Annotated in this window: 19 protein-coding genes; 7 read left to right on the forward strand and 12 right to left on the reverse strand. The window is 72.1% G+C overall.

Going from position 1 to position 22957, the window contains the following annotated elements; genetic code table 11:
* Positions 1-136: 136 nt before the first annotated feature.
* From ACFZDJ_RS01640 to ACFZDJ_RS01650, 3 genes are all read right to left on the reverse strand, one after another.
* Positions 137-1597 carry a glutamate synthase subunit beta gene (locus tag ACFZDJ_RS01640; protein WP_384905928.1) on the reverse strand — a complete coding sequence of 487 codons (1461 nt, stop codon included), beginning with the start codon at positions 1595-1597 and terminating at the stop codon, positions 137-139.
* Complete coding sequence (gltB, locus tag ACFZDJ_RS01645) at positions 1590-6182, reverse strand: glutamate synthase large subunit (RefSeq protein ID WP_391055371.1); 4593 nt, start codon at positions 6180-6182, stop codon at positions 1590-1592. Before gltB ends, ACFZDJ_RS01640 begins: the two co-directional genes overlap by 8 nt.
* A 364-nt stretch (positions 6183-6546) precedes the next feature.
* Positions 6547-7278, reverse strand: coding sequence for a VIT1/CCC1 transporter family protein (locus tag ACFZDJ_RS01650; protein ID WP_385388063.1), 732 nt, complete (start codon positions 7276-7278; stop codon positions 6547-6549).
* A gap of 249 nt (positions 7279-7527) precedes the next feature.
* On the opposite strand from ACFZDJ_RS01650, the gene ACFZDJ_RS01655 reads away from it, so the two are divergent.
* The 7 genes from ACFZDJ_RS01655 to ACFZDJ_RS01685 are packed head-to-tail and all read left to right on the forward strand — an operon-like array spanning position 7528 to position 15461.
* Positions 7528-8628, forward strand: coding sequence for an ADP-ribosylglycohydrolase family protein (locus tag ACFZDJ_RS01655; protein WP_390928198.1), 1101 nt, complete (start codon positions 7528-7530; stop codon positions 8626-8628).
* Positions 8625-9920 (forward strand): ADP-ribosylglycohydrolase family protein, encoded by a 1296-nt coding sequence (locus ACFZDJ_RS01660; RefSeq protein ID WP_390928196.1) that lies wholly within the window; start codon positions 8625-8627, stop codon positions 9918-9920. The genes ACFZDJ_RS01655 and ACFZDJ_RS01660 overlap by 4 nt, the downstream gene beginning before the upstream one ends.
* Positions 9921-9927: 7 nt before the next feature.
* Positions 9928-11100, forward strand: coding sequence for an ADP-ribosylglycohydrolase family protein (locus tag ACFZDJ_RS01665; RefSeq protein WP_391055374.1), 1173 nt, complete (start codon positions 9928-9930; stop codon positions 11098-11100).
* Complete coding sequence (locus ACFZDJ_RS01670) at positions 11088-12473, forward strand: ADP-ribosylglycohydrolase family protein (protein WP_391055376.1); 1386 nt, start codon at positions 11088-11090, stop codon at positions 12471-12473. The genes ACFZDJ_RS01665 and ACFZDJ_RS01670 overlap by 13 nt, the downstream gene beginning before the upstream one ends.
* Complete coding sequence (gene rbsK / locus ACFZDJ_RS01675) at positions 12470-13381, forward strand: ribokinase (protein ID WP_384905921.1); 912 nt, start codon at positions 12470-12472, stop codon at positions 13379-13381. Before ACFZDJ_RS01670 ends, rbsK begins: the two co-directional genes overlap by 4 nt.
* The gene (locus ACFZDJ_RS01680; protein ID WP_391055379.1) at positions 13378-14628 is read left to right on the forward strand and encodes a CoA transferase; all 1251 of its coding nucleotides are present in this window, start codon (positions 13378-13380) and stop codon (positions 14626-14628) included. Before rbsK ends, ACFZDJ_RS01680 begins: the two co-directional genes overlap by 4 nt.
* Positions 14625-15461 (forward strand): aldolase/citrate lyase family protein, encoded by an 837-nt coding sequence (locus ACFZDJ_RS01685; protein WP_390928186.1) that lies wholly within the window; start codon positions 14625-14627, stop codon positions 15459-15461. The genes ACFZDJ_RS01680 and ACFZDJ_RS01685 overlap by 4 nt, the downstream gene beginning before the upstream one ends.
* 56 nt (positions 15462-15517) lie before the next feature.
* Here ACFZDJ_RS01685 and lgt read toward each other — a convergent pair whose 3' ends face one another.
* The 9 genes from lgt to ACFZDJ_RS01730 all read right to left on the reverse strand — a co-directional run bounded on the left by lgt (position 15518) and on the right by ACFZDJ_RS01730 (position 22939).
* The gene (gene lgt, locus ACFZDJ_RS01690) at positions 15518-16621 is read right to left on the reverse strand and encodes a prolipoprotein diacylglyceryl transferase (RefSeq protein ID WP_391055382.1); all 1104 of its coding nucleotides are present in this window, start codon (positions 16619-16621) and stop codon (positions 15518-15520) included.
* 238 nt (positions 16622-16859) lie between these two features.
* Positions 16860-17636 carry a thioredoxin domain-containing protein gene (locus tag ACFZDJ_RS01695; protein WP_390928182.1) on the reverse strand — a complete coding sequence of 259 codons (777 nt, stop codon included), beginning with the start codon at positions 17634-17636 and terminating at the stop codon, positions 16860-16862.
* 118 nt (positions 17637-17754) lie between these two features.
* Positions 17755-18570 (reverse strand): tryptophan synthase subunit alpha, encoded by an 816-nt coding sequence (gene trpA, locus ACFZDJ_RS01700; protein WP_391055385.1) that lies wholly within the window; start codon positions 18568-18570, stop codon positions 17755-17757.
* Positions 18567-19859 (reverse strand): tryptophan synthase subunit beta, encoded by a 1293-nt coding sequence (gene trpB / locus ACFZDJ_RS01705; protein ID WP_099923152.1) that lies wholly within the window; start codon positions 19857-19859, stop codon positions 18567-18569. The genes trpA and trpB overlap by 4 nt, the downstream gene beginning before the upstream one ends.
* 186 nt (positions 19860-20045) lie before the next feature.
* Positions 20046-20324, reverse strand: a complete 279-nt coding sequence (trpM, locus tag ACFZDJ_RS01710) for a tryptophan biosynthesis modulator TrpM (protein WP_384905915.1) — start codon at positions 20322-20324, stop codon at positions 20046-20048.
* A 7-nt stretch (positions 20325-20331) separates the two neighbouring features.
* Positions 20332-21141, reverse strand: a complete 810-nt coding sequence (trpC, locus tag ACFZDJ_RS01715) for an indole-3-glycerol phosphate synthase TrpC (RefSeq protein ID WP_075026357.1) — start codon at positions 21139-21141, stop codon at positions 20332-20334.
* A 159-nt stretch (positions 21142-21300) separates the two neighbouring features.
* Entirely contained in the window at positions 21301-21753 is a 453-nt protein-coding gene (locus tag ACFZDJ_RS01720; RefSeq protein WP_384905914.1) for a DUF2752 domain-containing protein, read from the reverse strand.
* A 114-nt stretch (positions 21754-21867) separates the two neighbouring features.
* The gene (locus tag ACFZDJ_RS01725; protein ID WP_101405679.1) at positions 21868-22116 is read right to left on the reverse strand and encodes an HGxxPAAW family protein; all 249 of its coding nucleotides are present in this window, start codon (positions 22114-22116) and stop codon (positions 21868-21870) included.
* Positions 22117-22285: 169 nt separating this feature from the next.
* The gene (locus ACFZDJ_RS01730; protein WP_168490569.1) at positions 22286-22939 is read right to left on the reverse strand and encodes a TIGR02234 family membrane protein; all 654 of its coding nucleotides are present in this window, start codon (positions 22937-22939) and stop codon (positions 22286-22288) included.
* Positions 22940-22957 lie beyond the last annotated feature (18 nt).

Consider the following 22957-nt stretch of genomic DNA (forward strand, 5'->3'; position numbering starts at 1 on the left):
CCGCCACCGCCCGACCTGCCACCGCCCGACCTGCTGACGACGCACCACGGCGCCCACCACCGTCCGGTCGGGGACAAGGCAGGCGCCGCGTTCAGTTCCGTACGCCGTTGTACGGGACGTTTGTTGGGGTGGAGCGTCAGACCATCAGCGAGCGGTCCGTCGGGCGGATCGGGGCCGGCAGATCGCTGGCCCCGGTCAGGAAGCGGTCGACCCCGCGGGCGGCCGAGCGGCCCTCCGCGATGGCCCACACGATCAACGACTGGCCGCGGCCGGCGTCACCGGCGACGTACACGCCGGGCACGTTGGTCGCGAAGTCGGCGTCACGGGCGATGTTGCCGCGCGCGTCGAGCTCCAGGCCGAACTGGGAGACCACGCCGTTCTCGACGTCGGTGCCGGTGAAGCCCATGGCCAGCGTGACCAGCTGGGCGGGGATCTTGCGCTCCGTGCCCGGCTTCTGGTTCAGCTTGCCGTCGACGAACTCGACCTCGGTGAGGTGCAGCCACTGGACGTTGCCGTCCTCGTCGCCCTCGAAGTGGGTGGTGGAGACCGAGTAGACGCGGTCGCCGCCCTCCTCGTGCGCGGAGGTGACCTTGTAGAGCATCGGGAACGTCGGCCAGGGCTGGCCCGGGTTCCGCTCCTCGCCGGGCTGCGGCATGATCTCCAGCTGCGTGACCGAGGCGGCGCCCTGGCGGTGGGCGGTCCCCACGCAGTCCGCGCCGGTGTCGCCGCCGCCGATGACCACGACGTGCTTGCCCTCGGCCGTGATCGGGGGCGCCACGTAGTCGCCCTCCTGGACCTTGTTGGCCAGCGGCAGGTACTCCATGGCCTGGTGGATGCCCTTGAGCTCGCGGCCGGGGACCGGGAGGTCACGCGCGGTCGTCGCACCGGCGGCGATGACCACGGCGTCGTACCGCTTGCGCAGGTCCGTCGCCTTGAGGTCGCGGCCGATCTCGATGCCGGTGCGGAAGCGGGTGCCCTCCGCGCGCATCTGCTCGATGCGGCGGTTGATGTGCCGCTTCTCCATCTTGAACTCGGGGATGCCGTAGCGCAGCAGACCGCCGACGCGGTCGGCACGCTCGTACACGGCGACCGTGTGACCCGCCCGGGTGAGCTGCTGGGCGGCGGCCAGGCCCGCCGGGCCCGAGCCGATGACCGCGACGGTCTTGCCCGACAGGCGCTCGGGGATCTGCGGGGCGACATCGCCCGTGTCCCACGCCTTGTCGATGATCGAGACCTCGACGTTCTTGATGGTCACGGCGGGCTGGTTGATGCCGAGCACACACGCCGACTCGCAGGGAGCGGGGCACAGGCGGCCCGTGAACTCGGGGAAGTTGTTCGTGGCGTGCAGACGCTCGGACGCGGCCCCCCAGTCCTCGCGGTAGGCGTAGTCGTTCCACTCGGGGATCAGGTTCCCCAGCGGACAGCCGTTGTGGCAGAACGGGATCCCGCAGTCCATGCAACGGCTGGCCTGCTTGGAGATGATCGGGAGCAGTGAGCCCGGAACGTAGACCTCGTTCCAGTCCTTGACGCGCTCCTCGACGGGGCGGGTCCTGGCGACCTCGCGGCCGTGGTTCAAAAAGCCCTTGGGATCAGCCATTGGTCGCCGCCTCCATCATCTTCTCGGTGATCTCGGACTCGGGGAGTCCGGCTCGCTCGGCGGCGTCCTTGGCGGCGAGCACTGCCTTGTACGTGCTGGGGATGATCTTGCTGAAGCGGTCGACCGCGGTGTCCCACTCGGCCAGGAGCTTCTCGGCGACGGTCGAGCCGGTCTCCTCCTGGTGGCGGCGCACCACGTCGTGCAGCCACTGCTTGTCGGTGTCGTCGAGGGCCTCGACGGCGCCCACGTTGCCGGCGTTGACGTTGTCGCGGTTCAGGTCGACGACGTACGCGATGCCGCCGGACATGCCGGCCGCGAAGTTGCGGCCCGTCTCGCCGAGGACGACCGCGTGGCCGCCGGTCATGTACTCGCAGCCGTGGTCGCCCACGCCCTCGGAGACCACCGTCGCGCCGGAGTTGCGGACGCAGAAGCGCTCGCCGGTGCGGCCGCGCAGGAAGAGCTCGCCGCCCGTAGCGCCGTACGCGATGGTGTTGCCCGCGATGGTCGAGTACTCGGCGAGGTGGTCGGCGCCCCGGTCGGGACGGACGATCACCCGGCCGCCGGAGAGGCCCTTGCCGACGTAGTCGTTGGCGTCGCCCTCCAGGCGCAGCGTGACACCGCGCGGCAGGAAGGCGCCGAAGGACTGGCCCGCGGAGCCGGTGAAGGTGATGTCGATGGTGTCGTCGGGCAGGCCCCCGCCACCGAACTTCTTCGTCACCTCGTGGCCGAGCATGGTGCCGACCGTGCGGTTGATGTTGCGGATCGCGACCTGGGCGCGCACCGGCTGGGCGTCGGCCTGGGTGTTCGCGGCCAGCGCGTCGGCGGCGAGCTTGATCAGCTCGTTGTCGAGCGCCTTCTCCAGACCGTGGTCCTGCGCGATGACCTGGTGGCGCACCGCGCCCTCGGGCAGCTCGGGCACGTAGAAGAGCGGGGACAGGTCCAGTCCCTGCGCCTTCCAGTGGGTGATCGCCCGCTCCACGTCGAGGTTCTCGGCGTGGCCGACGGCCTCCTCGATCGTGCGGAAGCCGAGCTCGGCGAGGATCTCGCGGACCTCTTCGGCGATGAACTTGAAGAAGTTCACGACGTACTCGGCCTTGCCGGCGAAGCGGTCGCGCAGCACCGGGTTCTGGGTGGCGATGCCGACCGGGCAGGTGTCCAGGTGGCAGACGCGCATCATGACGCAGCCGGAGACGACGAGCGGCGCGGTCGCGAAACCGAACTCCTCGGCGCCGAGCAGCGCGGCGATGACGACGTCACGGCCGGTCTTCAGCTGGCCGTCGGTCTGCACGACGATACGGTCGCGCAGGCCGTTGAGCAGCAGCGTCTGCTGGGTCTCGGCGAGGCCGAGCTCCCAGGGGCCGCCCGCGTGCTTCAGGGAGGTCAGCGGGGAGGCGCCCGTACCGCCGTCGTGGCCGGAGATGAGCACCACGTCCGCGTGCGCCTTGGAGACACCCGCGGCGACCGTGCCGACACCGACCTCGGAGACCAGCTTGACGTGAATCCGCGCCTGCGGGTTCGCGTTCTTGAGGTCGTGGATCAGCTGGGCCAGGTCCTCGATGGAGTAGATGTCGTGGTGCGGGGGCGGGGAGATGAGGCCCACGCCCGGGGTGCTGTGCCGGGTCTTGGCGACCCAGGGGTAGACCTTGTGGCCGGGCAGCTGGCCGCCCTCGCCGGGCTTGGCGCCCTGCGCCATCTTGATCTGGATGTCGTCGGCGTTGACCAGGTACTCCGACGTCACGCCGAAGCGGCCGGAGGCGACCTGCTTGATCGACGAGCGGCGTGCCGGGTCGTAGAGCCGGTCCGCGTCCTCGCCGCCCTCACCGGTGTTGGACTTGCCGCCCAACTGGTTCATGGCGATGGCGAGGGTCTCGTGCGCCTCCTTGGAGATGGAGCCGTACGACATGGCGCCGGTGGAGAAGCGCTTGACGATCTCGCTCACCGGCTCGACCTCGTCGATCGAGATCGGCTGCCGGTCGGACTTGAAGCCGAACAGGCCCCGGAGCGTCATCAGGCGCTCGGACTGCTCGTTCACCCGGTCGGTGTACTTCTTGAAGATGTCGTAGCTGCCGGAGCGCGTCGAGTGCTGGAGGCGGAAGACCGTCTCCGGGTCGAACAGGTGCGGCTCGCCCTCGCGGCGCCACTGGTACTCGCCGCCTATGTCGAGGGCCCGGTGCGCCGGGGCGATGCCGGAGGCCGGGTAGGCCTTGGCGTGCCGCGCCGCGACCTCCTTGGCGATGACGTCGAGGCCGGCGCCGCCGATCTTGGTGGCGGTGCCGTTGAAGTACTTCTCGACGAAGGCCTGGTCCAGGCCGACGGCCTCGAAGACCTGGGCGCCGCGGTAGGAGGCGACGGTCGAGATGCCCATCTTGGACATGACCTTGAGGACGCCCTTGCCGAGCGCGTAGATCAGGTTGCGGATGGCCTGCTCGGCCTCGATGCCGGTCAGGAAGGTGCCGGCGCGGACCAGGTCCTCGACCGACTCCATCGCCAGGTACGGGTTGACCGCGGCGGCGCCGAAGCCGATGAGGAGGGCCACGTGGTGGACCTCGCGGACGTCGCCCGCCTCGACCAGCAGGCCCACCTGGGTGCGCTGCTTGGTGCGGATGAGGTGGTGGTGGACGGCCGCGGTGAGCAGCAGCGAGGGGATCGGCGCGTGCTCGGCGTCGGAGTGGCGGTCCGACAGGACGATCAGACGGGCGCCGTTCTCGATGGCCGCGTCGGCCTCCGCGCAGATCTCCTCGATCCGCGCGGCGAGGGAGTCGCCGCCACCGCTGACCCGGTAGAGACCGGACAGGGTCGCGGCCTTCATGCCCGGCATGTCGCCGTCGGCGTTGATGTGGATGAGCTTGGCCAGCTCGTCGTTGTCGATCACCGGGAAGGGCAGGGTGACGCTACGACAGGACGCGGCCGTGGGCTCCAGCAGGTTGCCCTGCGGGCCCAGCGAGGAGCGCAGCGAGGTGACGAGCTCCTCGCGGATCGCGTCCAGAGGCGGGTTGGTGACCTGCGCGAACAGCTGGGTGAAGTAGTCGAAGAGCAGGCGCGGGCGGGCGGAGAGGGCCGCGATCGGCGAGTCCGTGCCCATGGAGCCCAGCGGCTCACCGCCGGTGTTGGCCATCGGCGCGAGGATGATGCGCAGCTCTTCCTCGGTGTAGCCGAAGGTCTGCTGGCGGCGGGTGACCGAGGCGTGGGTGTGCACGATGTGCTCGCGCTCGGGGAGGTCGGAGAGCTCGATCTCGCCGGCTTCCAGCCACTCCGCGTACGGCTTGTCGGCGACGAGGGCGGCCTTGATCTCGTCGTCCTCGATGATGCGGTGCTCGGCGGTGTCGACCAGGAACATGTTGCCGGGCTGGAGGCGGCCCTTGCGGACGACCTTCGCGGGGTCGATGTCGAGGACGCCGACCTCCGAGCCGAGGACGACCAGGCCCTCGTCGGTGACCCAGTAGCGGCCGGGGCGCAGACCGTTGCGGTCGAGGACCGCGCCGACCTGGGTGCCGTCGGTGAAGGTGACACAGGCCGGGCCGTCCCAGGGCTCCATCATCGTGGAGTGGAACTGGTAGAAGGCGCGGCGGGCCGGGTCCATGGAGTCGTGGTTCTCCCACGCCTCCGGGATCATCATCAGCACGGAGTGCGGGAGCGAGCGGCCGCCGAGGTGGAGGAGCTCGAGCACCTCGTCGAAGGAGGCGGAGTCGGACGCGTCGGGCGTGCAGATCGGGAAGACCCGCTCCATGCCCTTGTCCCCGAAGAGATCCGAGACCAGCTGGGACTCGCGCGCCTGCATCCAGTTGCGGTTGCCCTTGACCGTGTTGATCTCGCCGTTGTGCGCGACGAAGCGGTACGGGTGGGCGAGCGGCCAGCTCGGGAAGGTGTTGGTGGAGAACCGGGAGTGCACGAGCGCGATCGCGGAGGCGAAGCGGCGGTCGGACAGGTCCGGGAAGAAGGGCTCCAGCTGGCCGGTGGTCAGCATGCCCTTGTAGACGATGGTGCGCGCGGAGAGCGACGGGAAGTACACGCCGGCCTCGCGCTCGGCGCGCTTGCGCAGCACGAACGCCTTGCGGTCGAGCTCGATGCCGGTCGAGACGCCGTCCGTGACGAAGATCTGGCGGAAGGCGGGCATCGTGGAGCGGGCGGTGGCACCGAGCAGTTCGGGGGCGACCGGGACCTCGCGCCAGCCGAGGACGGTCAGGCCCTCGTCGGCGGCGATCGTCTCGATCTGTGAGACGACATCCTCGATGCCGTCCTCGGGCAGGAAGGCGATGCCGACCGCGTACGCGCCGGCCGCGGGCAGCTCGAATTCGGCCACCTCACGGAAGAACGCGTCGGGAACCTGGGACAGGATGCCCGCACCGTCGCCCGAGTCGGGCTCGGCGCCGGTGGCACCCCGGTGCTCCAGGTTGCGTAGCACGGTGAGCGCCTGCTCGACCAGCGCGTAGCTCGCCTCACCGGTGAGGGTGGCCACGAAGCCGACGCCACAGGCGTCGTGCTCGTTGCGGGGGTCGTACATACCCTGCGCAGCAGGGCGAGCATCCATGAAGGACCAGTTCTGGCCATTCGTGGAGTGCTGGGACGGCTGGCGCGGCGAACGCATCGGCTCTCCCGTCGTCGTCGTGGCATATGCATGTGCCGAGGGACGACGTTGGCCCTCTGCTTGGGGTGCAAAATTTCGTGCAGGTTACATGATGGAATGGTTCTCGGGAACCGGATACTCCGTTCCAACATGCGGACACCGGTGGGTGGCGTGGGGGTACCGCGCACGACGGTGGAGTTAAGGGGACCTAAGCGGACAGATCAGTGTCCGCGGGTCCGGGGTACGGCAGGCAACGTCACCCACCGCACCGAAGCGGCGCAGGCCTCATTGCCCGCAGCGCTTACGGCTCATTCCCAGTGGTTAAGCGATCGAAACCAGGGAGTAACGGCTACTTATGCAGTCTCATGCATAAGTGCGCGAGATATCATCCTACGGCGGTACCGAACAGGCTGCCCAGGACGTACGTCACACCCGCCGCGGCACCCCCGAGCGCGAGCTGCCGGATTCCGCTGTACCACCAGGTTCGAGCCGTCACCCGGGCCACGATCGCGCCACACGCGAAGAGCCCGATCAGCGCGAGCAGCAGCGCGGGCCACAGGACGGTCGCGCCGAGCAGATACGGCAGTACGGGGAGCAGGGCGCCCAGGGCGAAGGAGCCGAAGCTCGACACGGCGGCGACGGCCGGGGAGGGCAGGTCGCCCGGGTCGATGCCGAGCTCTTCGCGGGCATGTATCTCCAGAGCCTGCTCGGGGTCGCGCGAGAGCTGCTTGGCCACTTCGCGGGCGAGCGCGGAATCGACACCGCGCGACTCGTACAGCGCGGCGAGCTCGCGCTCCTCGTCCTGCGGATGCTTTCTCAACTCACGGCGCTCGACCTCGAGTTCGGCCTGGACGAGTTCGCGCTGCGAGGCGACGGAGGTGTACTCGCCGGCGGCCATGGAGAAGGCGCCGGCTGCCAGGCCCGCGAGCCCGGTGATGACGATCGTCTGATGGGAGACGGACCCGCCGGCGACGCCGGTCATCAGGGCGAGGTTGGACACGAGCCCGTCCATCGCACCGAACACGGCCGGGCGCAGCCATCCGCCGTTCACGTCCCGGTGGGTGTGGTTGTCGCGGTGCGCCTCGTGCAGGGTCGCTTCGGTCTCGATGATGGACATACCGGTCCCCCAGGATCCTTCGATTGGACTGTTTCTACTTTTCGACAACCACGAAAGTACGCCGGTAATTTCTTCTCCGCCAGCAAGGAAAGGCTGGGCTAACCTGCGGTTTTCCCCTCAGGCGCTCATCCGTGAAGGATCTTGCACAGATGTCGACCGGGTGAATGAGGAGTCGCGGACGGCTCTGCCCGCCCCCTCCCGTGGGACACATCCCCAAAGGGCTCTGCGCCCTGAGAGGAGAGGCACCGTATGGCTTCCATCGCCTGCATTCCCTCCGTCCCGGCACCCGGGGACTCGGCCGCTCTGCGCGAGCGGGCCCGCGGCGCGCTGCTCGGCCTCGCCGTCGGGGACGCGCTGGGCGCGCCCGCCGAGAACATGAGGCCGTCGCAGATCCGCGCGAAGTGGGGACGGATCACGGGGTACGTCGCCGAACACCCGGCCGGGACGGACGACACGGAGTACGCGATCTTCTCGGGACTGCTGCTGGCCCGGCACGGTTCGGCGCTCACCGTGACGCATGTCGAGGCGGCCTGGCACCAGTGGATCGCCGACCGCGACGAGGGGCCGTTCCGGGGCGCCGGCTTCAGCGAGCGCGGCACCCTGGAGAACCTGCGCCGGGGACTCGCGGCCCCCATCTCGGCCCAGCACCGGCACGCCTGGAGCGACGGTCTGGCGATGCGCGCGGCCCCCTTCGGCGTCTTCGCGGCGGGGCGCCCGGCGGAGGCGGCCCGGCTGGTGGCGATCGACGGCTCGGTGAGCCACGAGGGCGAGGGCATCTACGGCGGCCAGGCGGTCGCGGCGGGGGTCGCGGCGGCGATGGCGGGCGCGGCCACGATCGCGGTGGTCGCCTCCGCGCTCGCCGTGATCCCGGACGACTCCTGGACGGCCCGCTCCCTGCGCCGGGCGGTGGCCGTCGCCCACCGCGGGGAACGGGCGGTCCGCTCGGCGGTCGTCATCGGCGGCTACCCCTGGACGGATCTGGCCCCGGAGGCCGTCGCCCTCGCCTTCGGGGCGTACGCCGCCGCCGGCGGCGACTTCACCGAGTCCGTCCTCACCGCCGTCAACATGGGCCGCGACGCCGACACCACGGCCGCGGTGGCGGGCGCGCTGGCCGGGGCGACCCGGGGCGCCGCCGCGATCCCGGCGGACTGGGCGGCGGCGATCGGCCCGGCACGCGGCAGCTGCCTGCCCTCCATGGCGGGCCACCACGTACTGGACGTGGCGGAACTGCTCACACCGGGGGGCGACGGGAAGTGGGGGACCGGGAGCACGGCGCCTCCGCCCCCCGACCTCTACGCCCTCACCAGCGATTACATCCTTGCCGACGACGATGACGAGGTGCAGCCATGAGACCCGGCCTGGTGGGCGACGAACCCGGCACGGGATCGGCCTCGGCACCGGAAACCGGGGGATCGATCTCGATCTGCGACATCGGGGACCCACTCCCGACGTCCGACACCGGGGACTCCCCCTCGACGGATGCGGACCCCCGTACGGAGCGGGGCGCCGCCCCCGTACCCGCCCCGCACCCCCGCCGGATCGAGGGCCTCCTGCTCGGGCTCGCCGCGGGCGACGCCGCCGGCTGGCCCGCCGGCCGGCACCGCGCGGCCCGGATGCCCGAGTGGACCCGGCGGCTGACCCGCGAGCTGGACACCTTCGCGGAGCAGAACGCGACGACGACCCTGCCCGTGCCCATCGCGCTCAACCAGCCGCCGGAACCCCTGCGGCTCGGCCCGTCGGACGACGCGGAATGGGCGGCGTTCGCGGCGGAGGCCGTGCTGCGCGCCGGGGACCGCAGCGCGCTCGGCGACCTGAGCCGGGAACGCCGGATGCGGGCGTCCATCGACCTGTCCTGGAACGCCGTCGCCAGCGAGGTCGCCGCGGCCGCCGAGCGCGCCCCCGAGGTCGAGTCCGCGCTGCTCCCCCTGCGCGCCCGGATCTCCGTACGGGCGGGCCTGGGCAACCTCGCCACCGGGCTGCGCCCGCCCGCCACCGGCCACGACAACCCGCACTACTTCGACGACGCGGCCTGTGTACGGGCCTGTGTGCTCGCCGTGGCGCACCCGGGCGACCCCCGACTCGCCGCGGAACTCGCCGAGTTCGACGCCCGCTACACCCAGGACGGCGACGGGGTGCACGGCGCCCGCGCGATGGCCGCGGCCCTCGCGCTCGCCCTCGCCGGAGCCGACGTCGACGCCTGCGCGGACGCCGCCCTCGCCGAGCTCCCCGAGTCTACGGAGATCGGCCGCAACGCCCGGCACGCACTGCGGCTCGCCCGCGCCAGCGAGGACACCTTCGCCCTGGTCCCCCTCCTGGAACACCAGATCGTCGACCACGTCTACAGCTACGGCATCGCGGCGGCGGAGACCGTGCCGGTCGCCCTCGCCCTGGCCACCGCCGCACGCGGCCGGATCGCGGAGGCGGTGCCCGCCGCCGCCTGTCTGTCCCGGGTCGCGGACTCGGCCCCGGCCCTCGCGGGCGCGCTCACCGGCGCGCTGGGCGGCGGCGCCGCGATCCCGGCCTCCTGGCGCGACGCCTGCCGCATCCTGTCCGGCTGCGCGCTGCCCCGGCTCACGGGCACGGATCTGATCGGACTCGCCGACCTCCTGGAAGCAACGGAACTGGCCACCCCAGAGGGATGATTCGGGCATGACGCCCAAAGGAGAAGGAACGGGAACCCTCGACGCACGCATCACCGGAGCCCTCGTCGGAGCCGCCGTCGGCGACGCGCTCGGCGGCCCCGTCGAGGGCTACACCCCAGAGCAGATCGTCGAACGGCACGGCGGCCGGATCCACGGCATCGTCGGCCCCTGGAACGGCGACGCCTGGCGCACCGCCCGCCCCATCGCCCCTTACCACAAGGGCGACGGACACGTCACCGACGACACCCTGATGACCCATGCGCTGGTACGCGTGTACGCCACCGTCCGCGACCACCTCGACGCGTACGCCGTCGCCGAGCACCTGGTCCCCGACCTCATGACGGGCCCGCGCTGGATCCCGGAACTGGAGGCCGAGGCCATCCCCCTCCAGCGGATCTTCCTCGCGGAGAAGTGGCTGGTGGCCCGCCTGCACTACGGCCATGTGGACCCCCGGGAGGCCGGTGCCGGCAACATCGTCAACTGCGGCGCCGCGATGTACATGGCGCCGGTCGGCCTGGTCAACGCGGCCAACCCGGCGGGCGCGTACGCCGAGGCGCTCGACATCGCGGGTGCCCACCAGTCGTCGTACGGGCGGGAGGCGGCGGGCGTCTTCGCGGCGGGGGTCGCGGCGGCGTGCGTGCCCGGGGCGAGCCCGGACTCGGTCGTCGCGGCCTGCCTGTCCCTGGCGAAGGACGGCACCCGGTCGGCGATCGAGGCGGTCTGTGAAGTCGCCGCCCGGCACACGGACTTCGAGTCGGCGCTGACCCCGCTCCGCGAGGCGGTGATCCCCTACGACACGGTCGGCCCCGACTACCGTTCCCCCTCCCTCGCCGCCCGCCGCCCCTCCCGCCTCCACGCGATCGAGGAACTCCCCGTCGCGCTGGGCATGTTGGTGGTGTCCGGCGGCGACTACCGGCACGCGGTCCTCGGCTCGGTGAACTACGGCCGCGACTGCGACTCCATCGCCACCATGTCCGGCGCCCTCGCCGGTGCCCTCGGCTCAGAGGTCCCCCACGACTGGGCCAAGACGGTCGCCGAGTCCAGCCGCCTGGACCTGCTCGCCCCGGCGACCGCCCTCACCGGGGTGACCCGCGAGATCTTCGCTCGTGACGTGGGCCGTCGCCGCGCCCACGAGTCGGCGTACGCCGAGCTGACGGGGACCCCGCGATGCTCCGACTGACCTGGGTCCAACCGGAGGACCTCCTCGGCCACGAGCTCGCCCAGGCGCATCAGGACGGCCGGGCACCGGAGGCGATCGCCGCCCGCTGGCACGCGGCGGGCGGCCCAAAGGCCCCACCTCGCGCGGGCGCGTCCCCGACTCCGGCCTCGCGGTACCTGCGCGCCCTGGCGGAAGACCTCCTGGACGAACTGGCGGAGCTGCCCGGCAAGTTGGCGGACACAGAGCCGACCGACCTGGGGCAGATCAGGGCCCACTGCCCGAACTGGCCCGCCCGACCCGTGCCCACCCCAGCCCCCACCCAGGCCCACCTGGAAACCGCCTGGCTGGGCAGAGCAGTCGGGTGCCTCCTTGGCAAACCGGTGGAAAAGCTCCCCCTCGACGGCATCCGCCAACTGGCCCGGGCCGCCGGAAACTGGCCCCTGCACACCTGGTTCACCGCCCGGGGCGTACCCGACGACCTCCTGCGGGCCCACCCCTGGAACAGACGATCCGCCCCCACCTCCCTCGCCGAGAACATCGACGGCATGCCCGAGGACGACGACCTCAACTACCCCCTCCTGAACCTCCTGTTGCTCCAGCGACACGGCAGGGACTTCACGACCGCCGACGTGGCCCGCCTCTGGCTGGACGAGCTCCCCGCCGGCCGCACGTTCACCGCCGAACGCATCGCCTACCGCAACCTCCTCACCGGCATCGAACCCCCGCACACGGCCCACCACCGCAACCCCTTCCGCGAATGGATCGGCGCCCTGATCCGCGCCGACGTCCACGGCTGGACCAACCCGGGCGATCCGGCCGCCGCCGCGGAGGCGGCCCACCGGGACGCCACCCTCACCCACACCGCGAACGGCGTGTACGCGGCGATGTTCACGGCGGCCACCCTCGCCGAGGCCGCCACCGGCCGCGCCGACGTCCACGCCTGCCTGCGCACCGGCCTCACCGTCGTGCCCCCCGCCTCCCGCCTGGCCGAGGCCGTCCGCCACGCCGTCCACCTCGCCCGCACCACCGAGGACTTCGACACGGTCGTCGACGCACTGCACACCACCCACCGCGCCTACCACTGGGTCCACGCCCTGCCCAACACCGCCCTGATCGCCGCCGCCCTCACCCACGCGGGCGGCGACTTCTCCGGCTCCATCTGCCGCGCGGTGTCCGGCGGCTGGGACACCGACTCCAACGGCGCGACGGCGGGCAGCGTCGCGGGCCTCCTCACCGGCACCCCCGCCGCGCTCCCCGACCGCTGGACCACCCCCCTCAAGAACCGCCTCGCCACCTCCGTCGCCGACTTCGACGGCATCGGCTTCGACACCCTCGCCCAGCTGACCCACCGGCTGACCCACCAGCTCACGCACCGGGAGACCCGTCACCCATGACCCATATCGCCGTGCTCGGCAGCACGAACATGGATCTCGTCGCGTACGTCGCGAAGGCTCCGCAGCGCGGAGAGACCGTGACGGGCCGGGAGTTCCGCACGATCCCCGGCGGCAAGGGCGCCAACCAGGCGGTGGCCGCCGCCCACGCGGGCGCCGACGTCTCGATGATCGGCGCGGTGGGCGCCGACGCCTTCGGCTCCCAGCTCCGTACGACCCTGGAGCACTCCGGCGTGGACACCGACCACCTGCGCACCACCGAGGGCCCGTCCGGCACCGCGCACATCGTCGTGGACGACGAGGGCGGCAACGAGATCGTCGTCATCCCCGGCGCCAACGGCACCGTCGACCACCTCGCCCCCGGCGACGAGGCGCTCATCACCAGCGCCGACGCCCTGCTGCTCCAGCTGGAGATCCCGCTGGCCGCCGTCCTCGCGGGCGCCGAGGCCGCGCGCCGCCACGGCGTCCGGACCATCCTGACCCCCTCCCCCGTACAGTCCCTGCCACCCGAACTCCTCGCCTCCATCGACCTGTTGGTACCCAACGAACACGAGGCCGCCGCGCTCACCGGCCTCACCGACCCCCGCGACGCGGCCACCGCCCTGCTCGACCAGGTACCCGAAGTCGTCGTCACACTGGGCGCGGCGGGCAGTCTGTACGCGACCCGCGGCGCCGAACCCCTCGCCGTGCCCGCGCCCCGGGTCACCGCCGTGGACTCGACCGGCGCGGGCGACACCTTCGTCGGCACCCTCGCGGTCGCGCTGGCGGAGGGCCGGCCGATGCGCGCCGCCCTCGCGTGGGCGTCGACGGCCGCGTCCCTGTCGGTGCAGCGCGCCGGCGCCTCGTCCTCGATGCCGTACCGCTCCGAGATCGACGCCCAGGCCGCCTCGAACACCCGGTACACCTCATGAGCGGGCATACGGGCGACAAGGCGGGGACGGATCGCGGTCCGCTCACCGAGTCCGGGACGAGTCGTGGCCCGCTCACCGGGCTGCGCGTCCTCGACCTCGCCACTCTGTTCGCCGGACCGCTCGCCGCCACCATGCTCGGCGACTTCGGCGCGGAGGTCGTCAAGGTCGAGCACCCGGCCAAGCCCGACCCCTCCCGGGGCCACGGCCCGTCGAAGGACGGCATCGGCCTGTGGTGGAAGCTCCTCGGCCGCAACAAACGCACCATCACCCTCGACCTGTCCAAGCCCGGCGGCCGCGCCACCCTGCTGCGCCTCGCCGCCACCGCCGACGTGATCATCGAGAACTTCCGGCCCGGCACCCTGGAGAGGTGGGACCTGGGCTGGGCAGTGCTGTCGGCCGCCAACCCCCGCCTCGTCCTCGCCCGTGTGACCGCCTTCGGCCAGTTCGGCCCGTACGCGCACCGCCCCGGCTTCGGCACGCTCGCCGAGGCGATGAGCGGCTTCGCGGCGATCACCGGCGAACCGGACTCCCCGCCGACCCTCCCGCCCTTCGGCCTGGCCGACTCGATCGCGGGCCTGGCGACGGCGTACGCCGTCATGGCCGCGCTCCGCGCCCGCGACGCTTCGGGCCGCGGCCAGGTGGTCGACATGGCGATCATCGAGCCGATCCTCACCGTGCTCGGCCCACAGCCGCTCTGGTACGACCAGTTGGGCCACGTCCAGCCCCGCACCGGCAACCGCTCCGCGAACAACGCCCCCCGCAACACCTACCGCACGGCGGACGGCTCCTGGGTCGCCGTCTCGACCTCCGCCCAGTCGATCGCCGAGCGGCTGATGCGGCTGGTCGGACGCCCGGAGCTGATCGAGGAACCGTGGTTCGCGACGGGCGCAGAGCGGGCCCGCCACGCGGACGTCCTGGACAAGGCGGTGGGCACCTGGATCGCCCGCCACCGCCGCGACGAGGTCCTGGACGCCTTCGAGAAGGCGGAGGCGGCGGTGGCCCCGATCCAGGACGTACGGGATGTGATGGAGGACCCGCAGTACGCGGCCCTGGACACGATCACCACCGTCGCGGACCCCGAACTCGGCCCCCTGCGCATGCAGAACGTGCTCTTCAGGCTCTCCGCCACCCCCGGCGCGATCCGCTGGGCGGGCCGCCCCCACGGCGCCGACACGGACGCCGTCCTCACCGAACTCGGCCTGTCCGAGGCCGAGATCACCACCCTCAGATCGGAAGGCGCCCTATGAGGATCCCGGCCCTCCCGCTCACCTGGCTCTATGCCCCCGGAGACCGCCCGGAGGTGGTGGCCAAGGCCCTCGTCTCCGGCGCGGACGTCGTCCTGATCGACCTGGAGGACGCGGTCGCCCCGCACCGCAAGAAGTACGCCCGCGCCGCCACCGCCGAGTTGCTCTCGGACCCTCCCCCGGTCCCGGTCCACGTCCGCGTGAACGTGCTGGACGGTCCCCTCGCCGAGGCGGACCTGAGCACACTCGCCCCGCTCCCCGGCCTCTCCGGCCTTCGGCTGCCCAAGGTGACCTCCCCCGCCGATGTCGTCCGGGTCGCGGAACACTCGGCCCCCTCCGAGGGAGGCGCGATCCCCCTGTACGCCCTCCTGGAATCCGCCCTCGGTGTCGAACACGCCTTCACCATCGCCGCGGCCCACCCGGCGGTGCGCGGCATCGGACTGGGGGAGGCGGATCTACGGGCCGACCTGGGCGTACGGGAGGACGCGGGCCTGGACTGGGCCCGCGCCCGGATCGTGGTCGCCGCCCGGGCCGCCGGCCTCGCGCCGCCCGCGCAGTCGATCTACCCGGACATCCGGGACCTCGAAGGCCTGGCCGCCTCCTGCGCCCACGGGCGCACCCTGGGCTTCCTCGGCCGCGCGGCCATCCACCCCCGCCAGCTCCCGGTGATCGAACACGCCTATCTCCCGACGCCGGCCGAGGTCGAGACCGCCGAGCTCATCGTCAAGGCCGCCGCCACCGAGCCGGGCGCGCAGGCCCTGCCCGACGGCCGGTTCGTGGACGCGGCGGTCGTGGCGGGCGCCCGCCGCACGCTGGCGCTGTCCCGCCGGAAATGAGCGAAGGGGGCGCCGCGTCCTCGGACGCGGCGCCCCCTTCGACGTACCAGGGGAACTCAGACCTTCTTGGCCGACTCGGCCTCGCCCCTCGCCGCCTCCACAGACGACCCGGACTCCTCGGACTCCTCGGACTCCTCGAGCTCCTCGGCTTCCGGGGACTCCACGGGCTCCTTGGACTGCGCGGGTTCGTCGGACTCGGTGTCCGTCTTCGCGTCGGGCTTCTTACCGTCGGACTTCTTGTCGGTCGTCTCGTCGGCCTCGTCGTCAGCCTTGTCGTCAGCCTTGTCGTCAGCCTTGCTGTCGGCGTCCTTGTCGAGGGCGACGGCATCGCCGTCGGGGGTGTCCCCGTCCGGCTCGACGACCTCCTCGCGTCCCGGCCGCAGCCGCGCCGACACCACGATGTAGGTCACCGCGAGGACGAAGACCACCATCGCGGTCCAGTCGTTGAGACGCAGGCCCAGGATGTGGTGGGCGTCGTCGACGCGCATGTACTCGATCCAGCCGCGGCCGACGCAGTACGCGGCGACGTACAGCGCGAACGCCCGCCCGTGGCCCAGCTTGAAGCGGCGGTCCGCCCAGATGACGAGGAAGCCGACGCCGATGCACCACAGGGACTCGTACAGGAACGTCGGGTGGTAGTACCCCGGCACGCGCCCGTCCGTGGAGGACGTGATGTGCAGGGCCCACGGCACGTCCGTCGCCTTGCCGTACAGCTCCTGGTTGAACCAGTTGCCCCAGCGCCCGATGGCCTGGGCGAAGACGATGCCGGGGGCGAGGGCGTCGGCCCAGGCGGGGAGCGGGATGCCGCGTCGGCGGCAGCCGATCCACGCGCCCACCGCACCGAGCGCGATCGCGCCCCAGATGCCGAGGCCGCCCTGCCACACCTTGAAGGCGTCCACCCAGTCACGGCCGTCGCTGAAGTACAGCTCGTAGTCCGTGATCACGTGGTAGAGCCGGCCGCCGACAAGGCCGAACGGGACGGCCCACACCGCGATGTCGGCCACCGTGCCGGGCCGCCCGCCTCGGGCGATCCAGCGTTTGTTGCCGAGCCAGACGGCTACGAAGACGCCGATGATGATGCAGAACGCGTAGCCGCGCAGCGGAATGGGGCCGAGGTGCACCACACCGTGCGACGGGCTGGGAATGTAGGCAAGTTCCATGGCAGGGTCGACGCTACCCTGCCGGACCGGACCCACGGCAAGCAGCCCGGCTACGGGTCCATAACAGGGGCCCTGACAGAGGCCGTGACACAGGCCCTGACAGAGGCCGTGACACAGGCCGTGCCAGAGGTCGTGACACAGGCCGTGACACAGGCCACGTCTCGGGTCAGGGCGTGAGCCACGACATGAGTCGCCCCCGGCCCGTGTCCGGGCCGGGGGCGCAGGGCCGACGCGGGGCTCAGGCCTTGTTCTGCGCCTCCACCATCTGCTTGAGCTTCGCGGGGGTCATCGTCTGGTCCTCGTAGATGTTCTTGCCGTCCAGCAGCACGGTCGGCGTGCCACGGAATCCGCCGCGCTGGAAGGCCGCGTTCGACTTCACGACCCAGCTGTTGTGCGTGCCGTCCTTGACACACTTCTGGAAAGCGGGGGTGTTCAGGCCGTCGACCTTGCCCGCCAGCTCGATGAGCTTGCTGTCGTTCGAGAAGTCGTCAGTGGTCTCGCTGGGCTGGTTCTCGTACAGCACGTCGTGGTAGGCCGTGAACTTTCCGGCGTCCTGGGCGCAGGCCGCGGCGTTGGCCGCGTGCCGGGAGCCGCTGCCTCCCCTGCCGTCGTCGATGAGCGTGACCAGGTGGTACTCCACCCTGAGCTTTCCGGCGTCCACCAGTTCGTGGATCGTCGGGCGGAACCCCGTCTCGAAGGCCTGGCAGGCCGGGCAGCGGAAGTCCTCCCAGACCGTGAGGGTCGACTTGGCGCCGTCCTTGCCGACGGGGATCGCGAGGCCGTCCTTGCCTGTCGCACCCGAGGGCGACACGGCCGGGCCCGACGCGGCGCTCTTCTTGTCCTTGCCCGAGTTGGCGGCCAGCACGCCCACCACCGCGGCAAGGGCCAGGACGCACACCACCGACGCGCCCACGATCAGCGCCCGGCGGCGCTTGTCCGCGGACTTCTGCTTCTCTCGCTCGACCGCCATCCGCTCGCGGGCGGTGCGCTTTCCGTCACGGTTCTTCTCGCTCACAACCGGCAGAACGAACCGGGGAGGCACAGCGCGCCTCCCCGGTCCCAGGTCCACCCGTTCGAGTGAGCGGATTGTCCGTTACGTACGCAACAGGACGCGTACGTAGGCGGAAGGTGTCTCAGGCCGTGCCGCGCACGCCCTTCGCCAGATCGCCCGCGAGGGCGCGGACCGCGTCGAGGCCCGCGGCCTCGTCCGGCGCGTCCAGCATCCGCTTGACGAAGGCCGAGCCGACGATCACGCCGTCGGCGAAGCCGGCCACCTCGGCGGCCTGGGTGGCGTTGGAGACACCGAGGCCGACGCAGACCGGCAGCTCGGTGGTGGCCTTGGTGCGCCGCACCAGGTCCTGGGCCTGGGCCCCCACGGACTCCCGCGTGCCCGTGACCCCCATCAGCGAGGCCGCGTACACGAAGCCGCTGCCCGCCGCGGTGATCTCGGCGAGCCGGGCGTCCTTGCTGCTGGGCGCGACGACGAAGACGGTCGCGAGGCCGTGCTTCTGCGCGTGCTCCCTCCACAGCGCCGACTCCTGGACGGGCAGGTCGGGCAGGATGCAGCCCGCGCCGCCCGCCTCCGCCAGTTCCGCGGTGAAGCGCTCGACGCCGTAGCGGTCGATGGGGTTCCAGTACGTCATGACGAGCACCGGCTTCCCGGTGGCCCCGTGCGCCTCGCGGACCGTCCGCATGACGTCGGCGATCTTGACGCCGCCCTTGAGGGCGATGTCGTCGGCGGTCTGGATGACGGGCCCGTCGAGGACGGGGTCGCTGTGCGGCAGACCGATCTCGACGATGTCCGCGCCGCCCTCGAAGACGGCCTTGACGGCCGCGATCCCGCCGTCGACCGTCGGGAACCCGGCCGGGAGGTACGCGATGAGGGCGGAACGCCCCTCCGCCTTCGCGGCGGCGAGGGAGTCGCTCAACAGCTGGATGTTGCCGCTCACTTGGCGTCCCCCTCGATCTCGGCGGTGTCACTGTCGGCGTCCGGCTCGACGACGGCGTCGGCGGCGGTGTCGTACAGGCCGAAGTAGCGGGCGGCCGTGTCCATGTCCTTGTCGCCGCGCCCGGACAGGTTGACGATGATCAGCCCGTCCTTGCCCAGCTCCTTGCCGACCTCCAGGGCCCCGGCGAGCGCGTGGGCGCTCTCGATCGCCGGGATGATGCCCTCGGTGCGGGAGAGCAGGCGCAGGGCCTGCATGGCCGCGTCGTCGGTGACCGCGCGGTACTCTCCGCGGCCGCTGTCCTTGAGGTAGGAGTGCTCGGGTCCGATGCCCGGGTAGTCGAGGCCCGCCGAGATGGAGTAGGGCTCGGTGATCTGCCCTTCCTCGTCCTGGAGGACGTACGACCGCGACCCGTGCAGGATGCCGGGTTCGCCGGCGGTGAGGGTCGCGGCGTGCTCCCCGGTCTCCACGCCGTGCCCGGCGGGCTCGCAGCCGATGAGGCGTACGTCCGCGTCCGGGATGAAGGCGTGGAAGAGGCCGATGGCGTTGGAGCCGCCGCCGACGCAGGCGATGGCCGCGTCGGGAAGCCGTCCGGCACGCTCCAGGATCTGCCGCCGGGCCTCGACCCCGATGACCCGGTGGAAGTCGCGGACCATGGCGGGGAAGGGGTGCGGCCCCGCGACGGTCCCGAAGAGGTAGTGCGTGTGGTCGACGTTGGCGACCCAGTCCCGGAAGGCCTCGTTGATGGCGTCCTTGAGGGTGCGGGAGCCGGACTTCACGGCGATGACCTCGGCGCCGAGCATGCGCATCCGGGCCACGTTCAGCGCCTGGCGCTGGGTGTCGATCTCACCCATGTAGATCGTGCACTCGAGGCCGAAGAGCGCGCAGGCGGTGGCGGTGGCCACGCCGTGCTGACCGGCGCCGGTCTCGGCGATGACGCGGGTCTTGCCCATCCGCTTGGTGAGGAGGGCCTGACCGAGCACATTGTTGATCTTGTGGGACCCGGTGTGGTTGAGGTCCTCGCGCTTGAGGAAGACGCGCGCGCCACCGGCGTGTTCGGCGAAGCGGGACACCTCGGTGAGTGGGCTCGGGCGCCCGGTGTAGTGGACGAGCAGGTCGTCGAGCTCGCGGGCGAACTCGGGGTCCGCCTTCGCCTTGTCGTACTCGACGGCGACCTCGTCCACGGCGGCGACCAGCGCCTCCGGGATGAACTTGCCACCGAACGCGCCGAAGTACCCCTCGGCGGTGGGGACTTGACCCTCGGGGTCGGGAATGAAGAACTCGCTGGGCATGCGGATACCTCGCAGGGGCGACAGCCCCGGTTACAGGTCGGACAGGAGTCAGGTCGGTCGCGCACGCACAGGTCTCCCGGGCGACACCGTTCGCTTCCCGCCCACCGGCCCGTGCCGAGGACGAAGTTCCCGTCGCGACGGCGAGCGGCCGCCACGACGTGGCACGAGGGAGTCGGAGCTGTCAGCTCACCGCGGGGTGCGGCGGGCCCGGAGCGGCGCCTGTACGCGTGCGCCGGCGGGCCATCGCATGCCGTTGACCTGGCCGGGTTCGTCACCGATGACATACCGCACGCGGCGTCCGTGGACGCGGCGGGCCGGTGCTCGGCAGCCGCGCGGCCGACAGCCGCGGGCGAGGCGGGCGTAGGGATCGCGCGCCCCGGCGGCAGCCGCCCGCACGCACGCCACTCCCCCGTCGGGGCGTGGGCCCGGACGGGTGACGGCGGTGGCGTGGGGCGCGCTGTGCACCGGGGTGTCAGCTCCGTCCGTGGCGCAGCGCGGGGTGGGCCCCGGCCGCGACGAGGTCGGCGACCGCCGTCTTCGGGTCGCGGCCGGTGACGAGGGACTCGCCCACCAGGACCGCGTCGGCGCCGGCGTTGGCGTACGCGATGAGGTCGTGCGGCCCGCGGACGCCGGACTCGGCGACCTTGACGAGGCCGGACGGGATCTCGGGAGCGACCCGCTCGAAGGTGGTGCGGTCCACCTTGAGGGTCTTGAGGTTGCGCGCGTTGACGCCGATGACCTTCGCGCCGGCGTCCACCGCCCGCTCGACCTCGTCCTCGTCGTGCACCTCGACGAGCGGCGTGAGCCCGATGGACTCGGCGCGCTCGATGAGGGACTCCAGGGCGGCCTGGTCGAGGGCAGCCACGATCAGCAGCGCGAGGTCGGCGCCGTACGCGCGGGCCTCCCACAGCTGGTACGACGTGACGATGAAGTCCTTGCGGAGCACGGGGATGTCGACCCGGGCGCGGACGGCCTCCAGGTCGGCCAGCGAGCCGCCGAAGCGGCGCTGCTCGGTCAGGACCGAGATGACGGCCGCGCCGCCCGCCTCGTAGTCCGCGGCCAGGGCCGCGGGGTCGGCGATCGCGGCGAGCGCGCCCTTGGACGGGCTGGAGCGCTTGACCTCACAGATGACCTTGACGCCGTCGCCACGCAGGGCGGCCACGCCGTCCTTGGCCGCGGGAGCCTTCGCCGCGCGCTCCTTGAGCTCGTCGAGGCTGACGCGCGCCTGCCGCTCCGCGAGGTCGGCACGGACTCCGTCGATGATCTCGTCGAGCACACTCACGCGAGCGGCCCCCTTCCCTGACGGTGAACGGTTGAGCCTGTCGACCCCAGACCGTCGTCCCGACGGTCATGATGGGCCCACTCCGATGGTATCCGCAGGAAGGGCTAGGCATCACATCCGGTTGACGCCGGTCCCACTACCTGGACATTTGCCATTTGATCAAGGGTGCAGCCAGCCACCGAAGGGCAGGTTCCGGACAACGGTGAAGACCACGAGCACCACACCCGCGCTCCACAGGTGCACGGGCCCGAGGTCGATCCGCAACGGCCGTCCGCGCGCCGAGCGGACCGCCCAGACGGTCCACACCACCGCGAAGGCGAAATAGCCCATGACGGCGAGCGCGTTGTCCGTGAGCGCCGTCGCGAAGTCCCCGTGCACGAAGGCGTGGGCGCTGCGCAGACCGCCGCAGCCGGGGCAGTACACGCCCGTGTAGCGCTGCAGCGGGCAGACGGGGTAGTGCCCGGGCTGGTTGGGGTCCACGGCCCCGACGTACGCGAAGGCGCCGACGACGGCCGCGAGCGCCCCCGCGGGGACGACGAGCCTCCGTGGCACGACCCGCTCAGCGGGGCGGGGCCGCGTCACCCTCTGGGTTTCGGCGTTCACCCGTCGCATTCTGCCCGTCCCGGGCGTGGCGCGCTCGTCGCGGGCGTGGCGCGCCCGGGCCGGACACGCGAGAGGCGGTCCCGGCAGGAGTGCCGGGACCGCCTCTCGAGAAGCCCTACGGGGTCAGCTCTCGGCGCCGACGGCCTCACGGACCGGGTGCGCGACCGAGTGCGCGGTCTTCTTCGGCTGGCCGAGGCCCGCCGCGCGCATGGCCATGCCGACGACACCGCCGAGGACGACGATGACCATGCCGGCCCAGAAGCCCAGCGGGTTGGCCATCACCATGAAGGCACCCGCGACGCAGAAACCGATGAAGGCGATGATGACACCGGTCCAGGCGGCCGGGGTGTGACCGTGGCTGCTGCCCGCCATGACTTGCTCCTCGTTGCTGATTACGTGTGTGAGTCGGACGCTCATCGTCCATTCTCCCGTACGCACGCCTGCGGCGGGAGCGCGGGGTGGCGACTGCCACGTCACATTCTGCACATCACGACCGATGTCCCGGGCCGTAGGGCCCGGCCGGTCCGCCCGATTCCGGGTCCTAGGTCCCGGCCGGATCCGGTCCCGTCGGGTCCTCGCCCCGGTCGAGCGCCTTCCAGATGTCCTCGGGCCGGTCGGGGTCGACCGGCTTGGCCTTGCGCGGCCGGGGCGTCCCGTCGCGCTCGTAGCGGCCGGACATCGCGGGCCACAGCCGTCCGTAGCGCAGCGCGAGCAGCCCCGCGAGGAGGATGAGCGCGCCGCCCGCCGCGGCCGCGTAGGGCCAGGCGGTGTGGCTGAGGGCGCTCGCGGTGGCGGCGGTGTCGCCGGAGGCGGCCGCGGCCTTCTCGTCGAGGGCGGAGTTGTCGCTCGCGCCGAGCACCGCCGCCACGACCGTGCCCGCGCCGGAGAGCGCGAGCAGGGCGGAGACGAGGAAGCGCCCGGAGCTGCGGACGGCGAAGACGGCGACGAGTGCGGCGAGGCCCACTATGGCGAGCGCCGCGGGCACGCCCGTGACGTCGCTGCCCTTGGCGGTCAGCGGGAAGGCGCCGCCGGCCACCGTCGCGGTGCCCTCCGACCAGCTCTGCCGGGTGGAGAGCAGCGCCACGGCCGCGCCGAGGGCGCCGCTGAGCAGGGCGACGGCGAGGCTGCGGCGGCCGGACCGGGCGGGTCCTGCGGCTTCGGATCGGGGGGGAGGTACAGCTGTCACGTACTCCACTATCGCCTGAACCCCGGG

Origin of the sequence: Streptomyces sp. NPDC007896, from assembly GCF_042959425.1 — a bacterium.
In the GTDB taxonomy this organism is placed as follows: Bacteria; Actinomycetota; Actinomycetes; order Streptomycetales; family Streptomycetaceae; genus Streptomyces.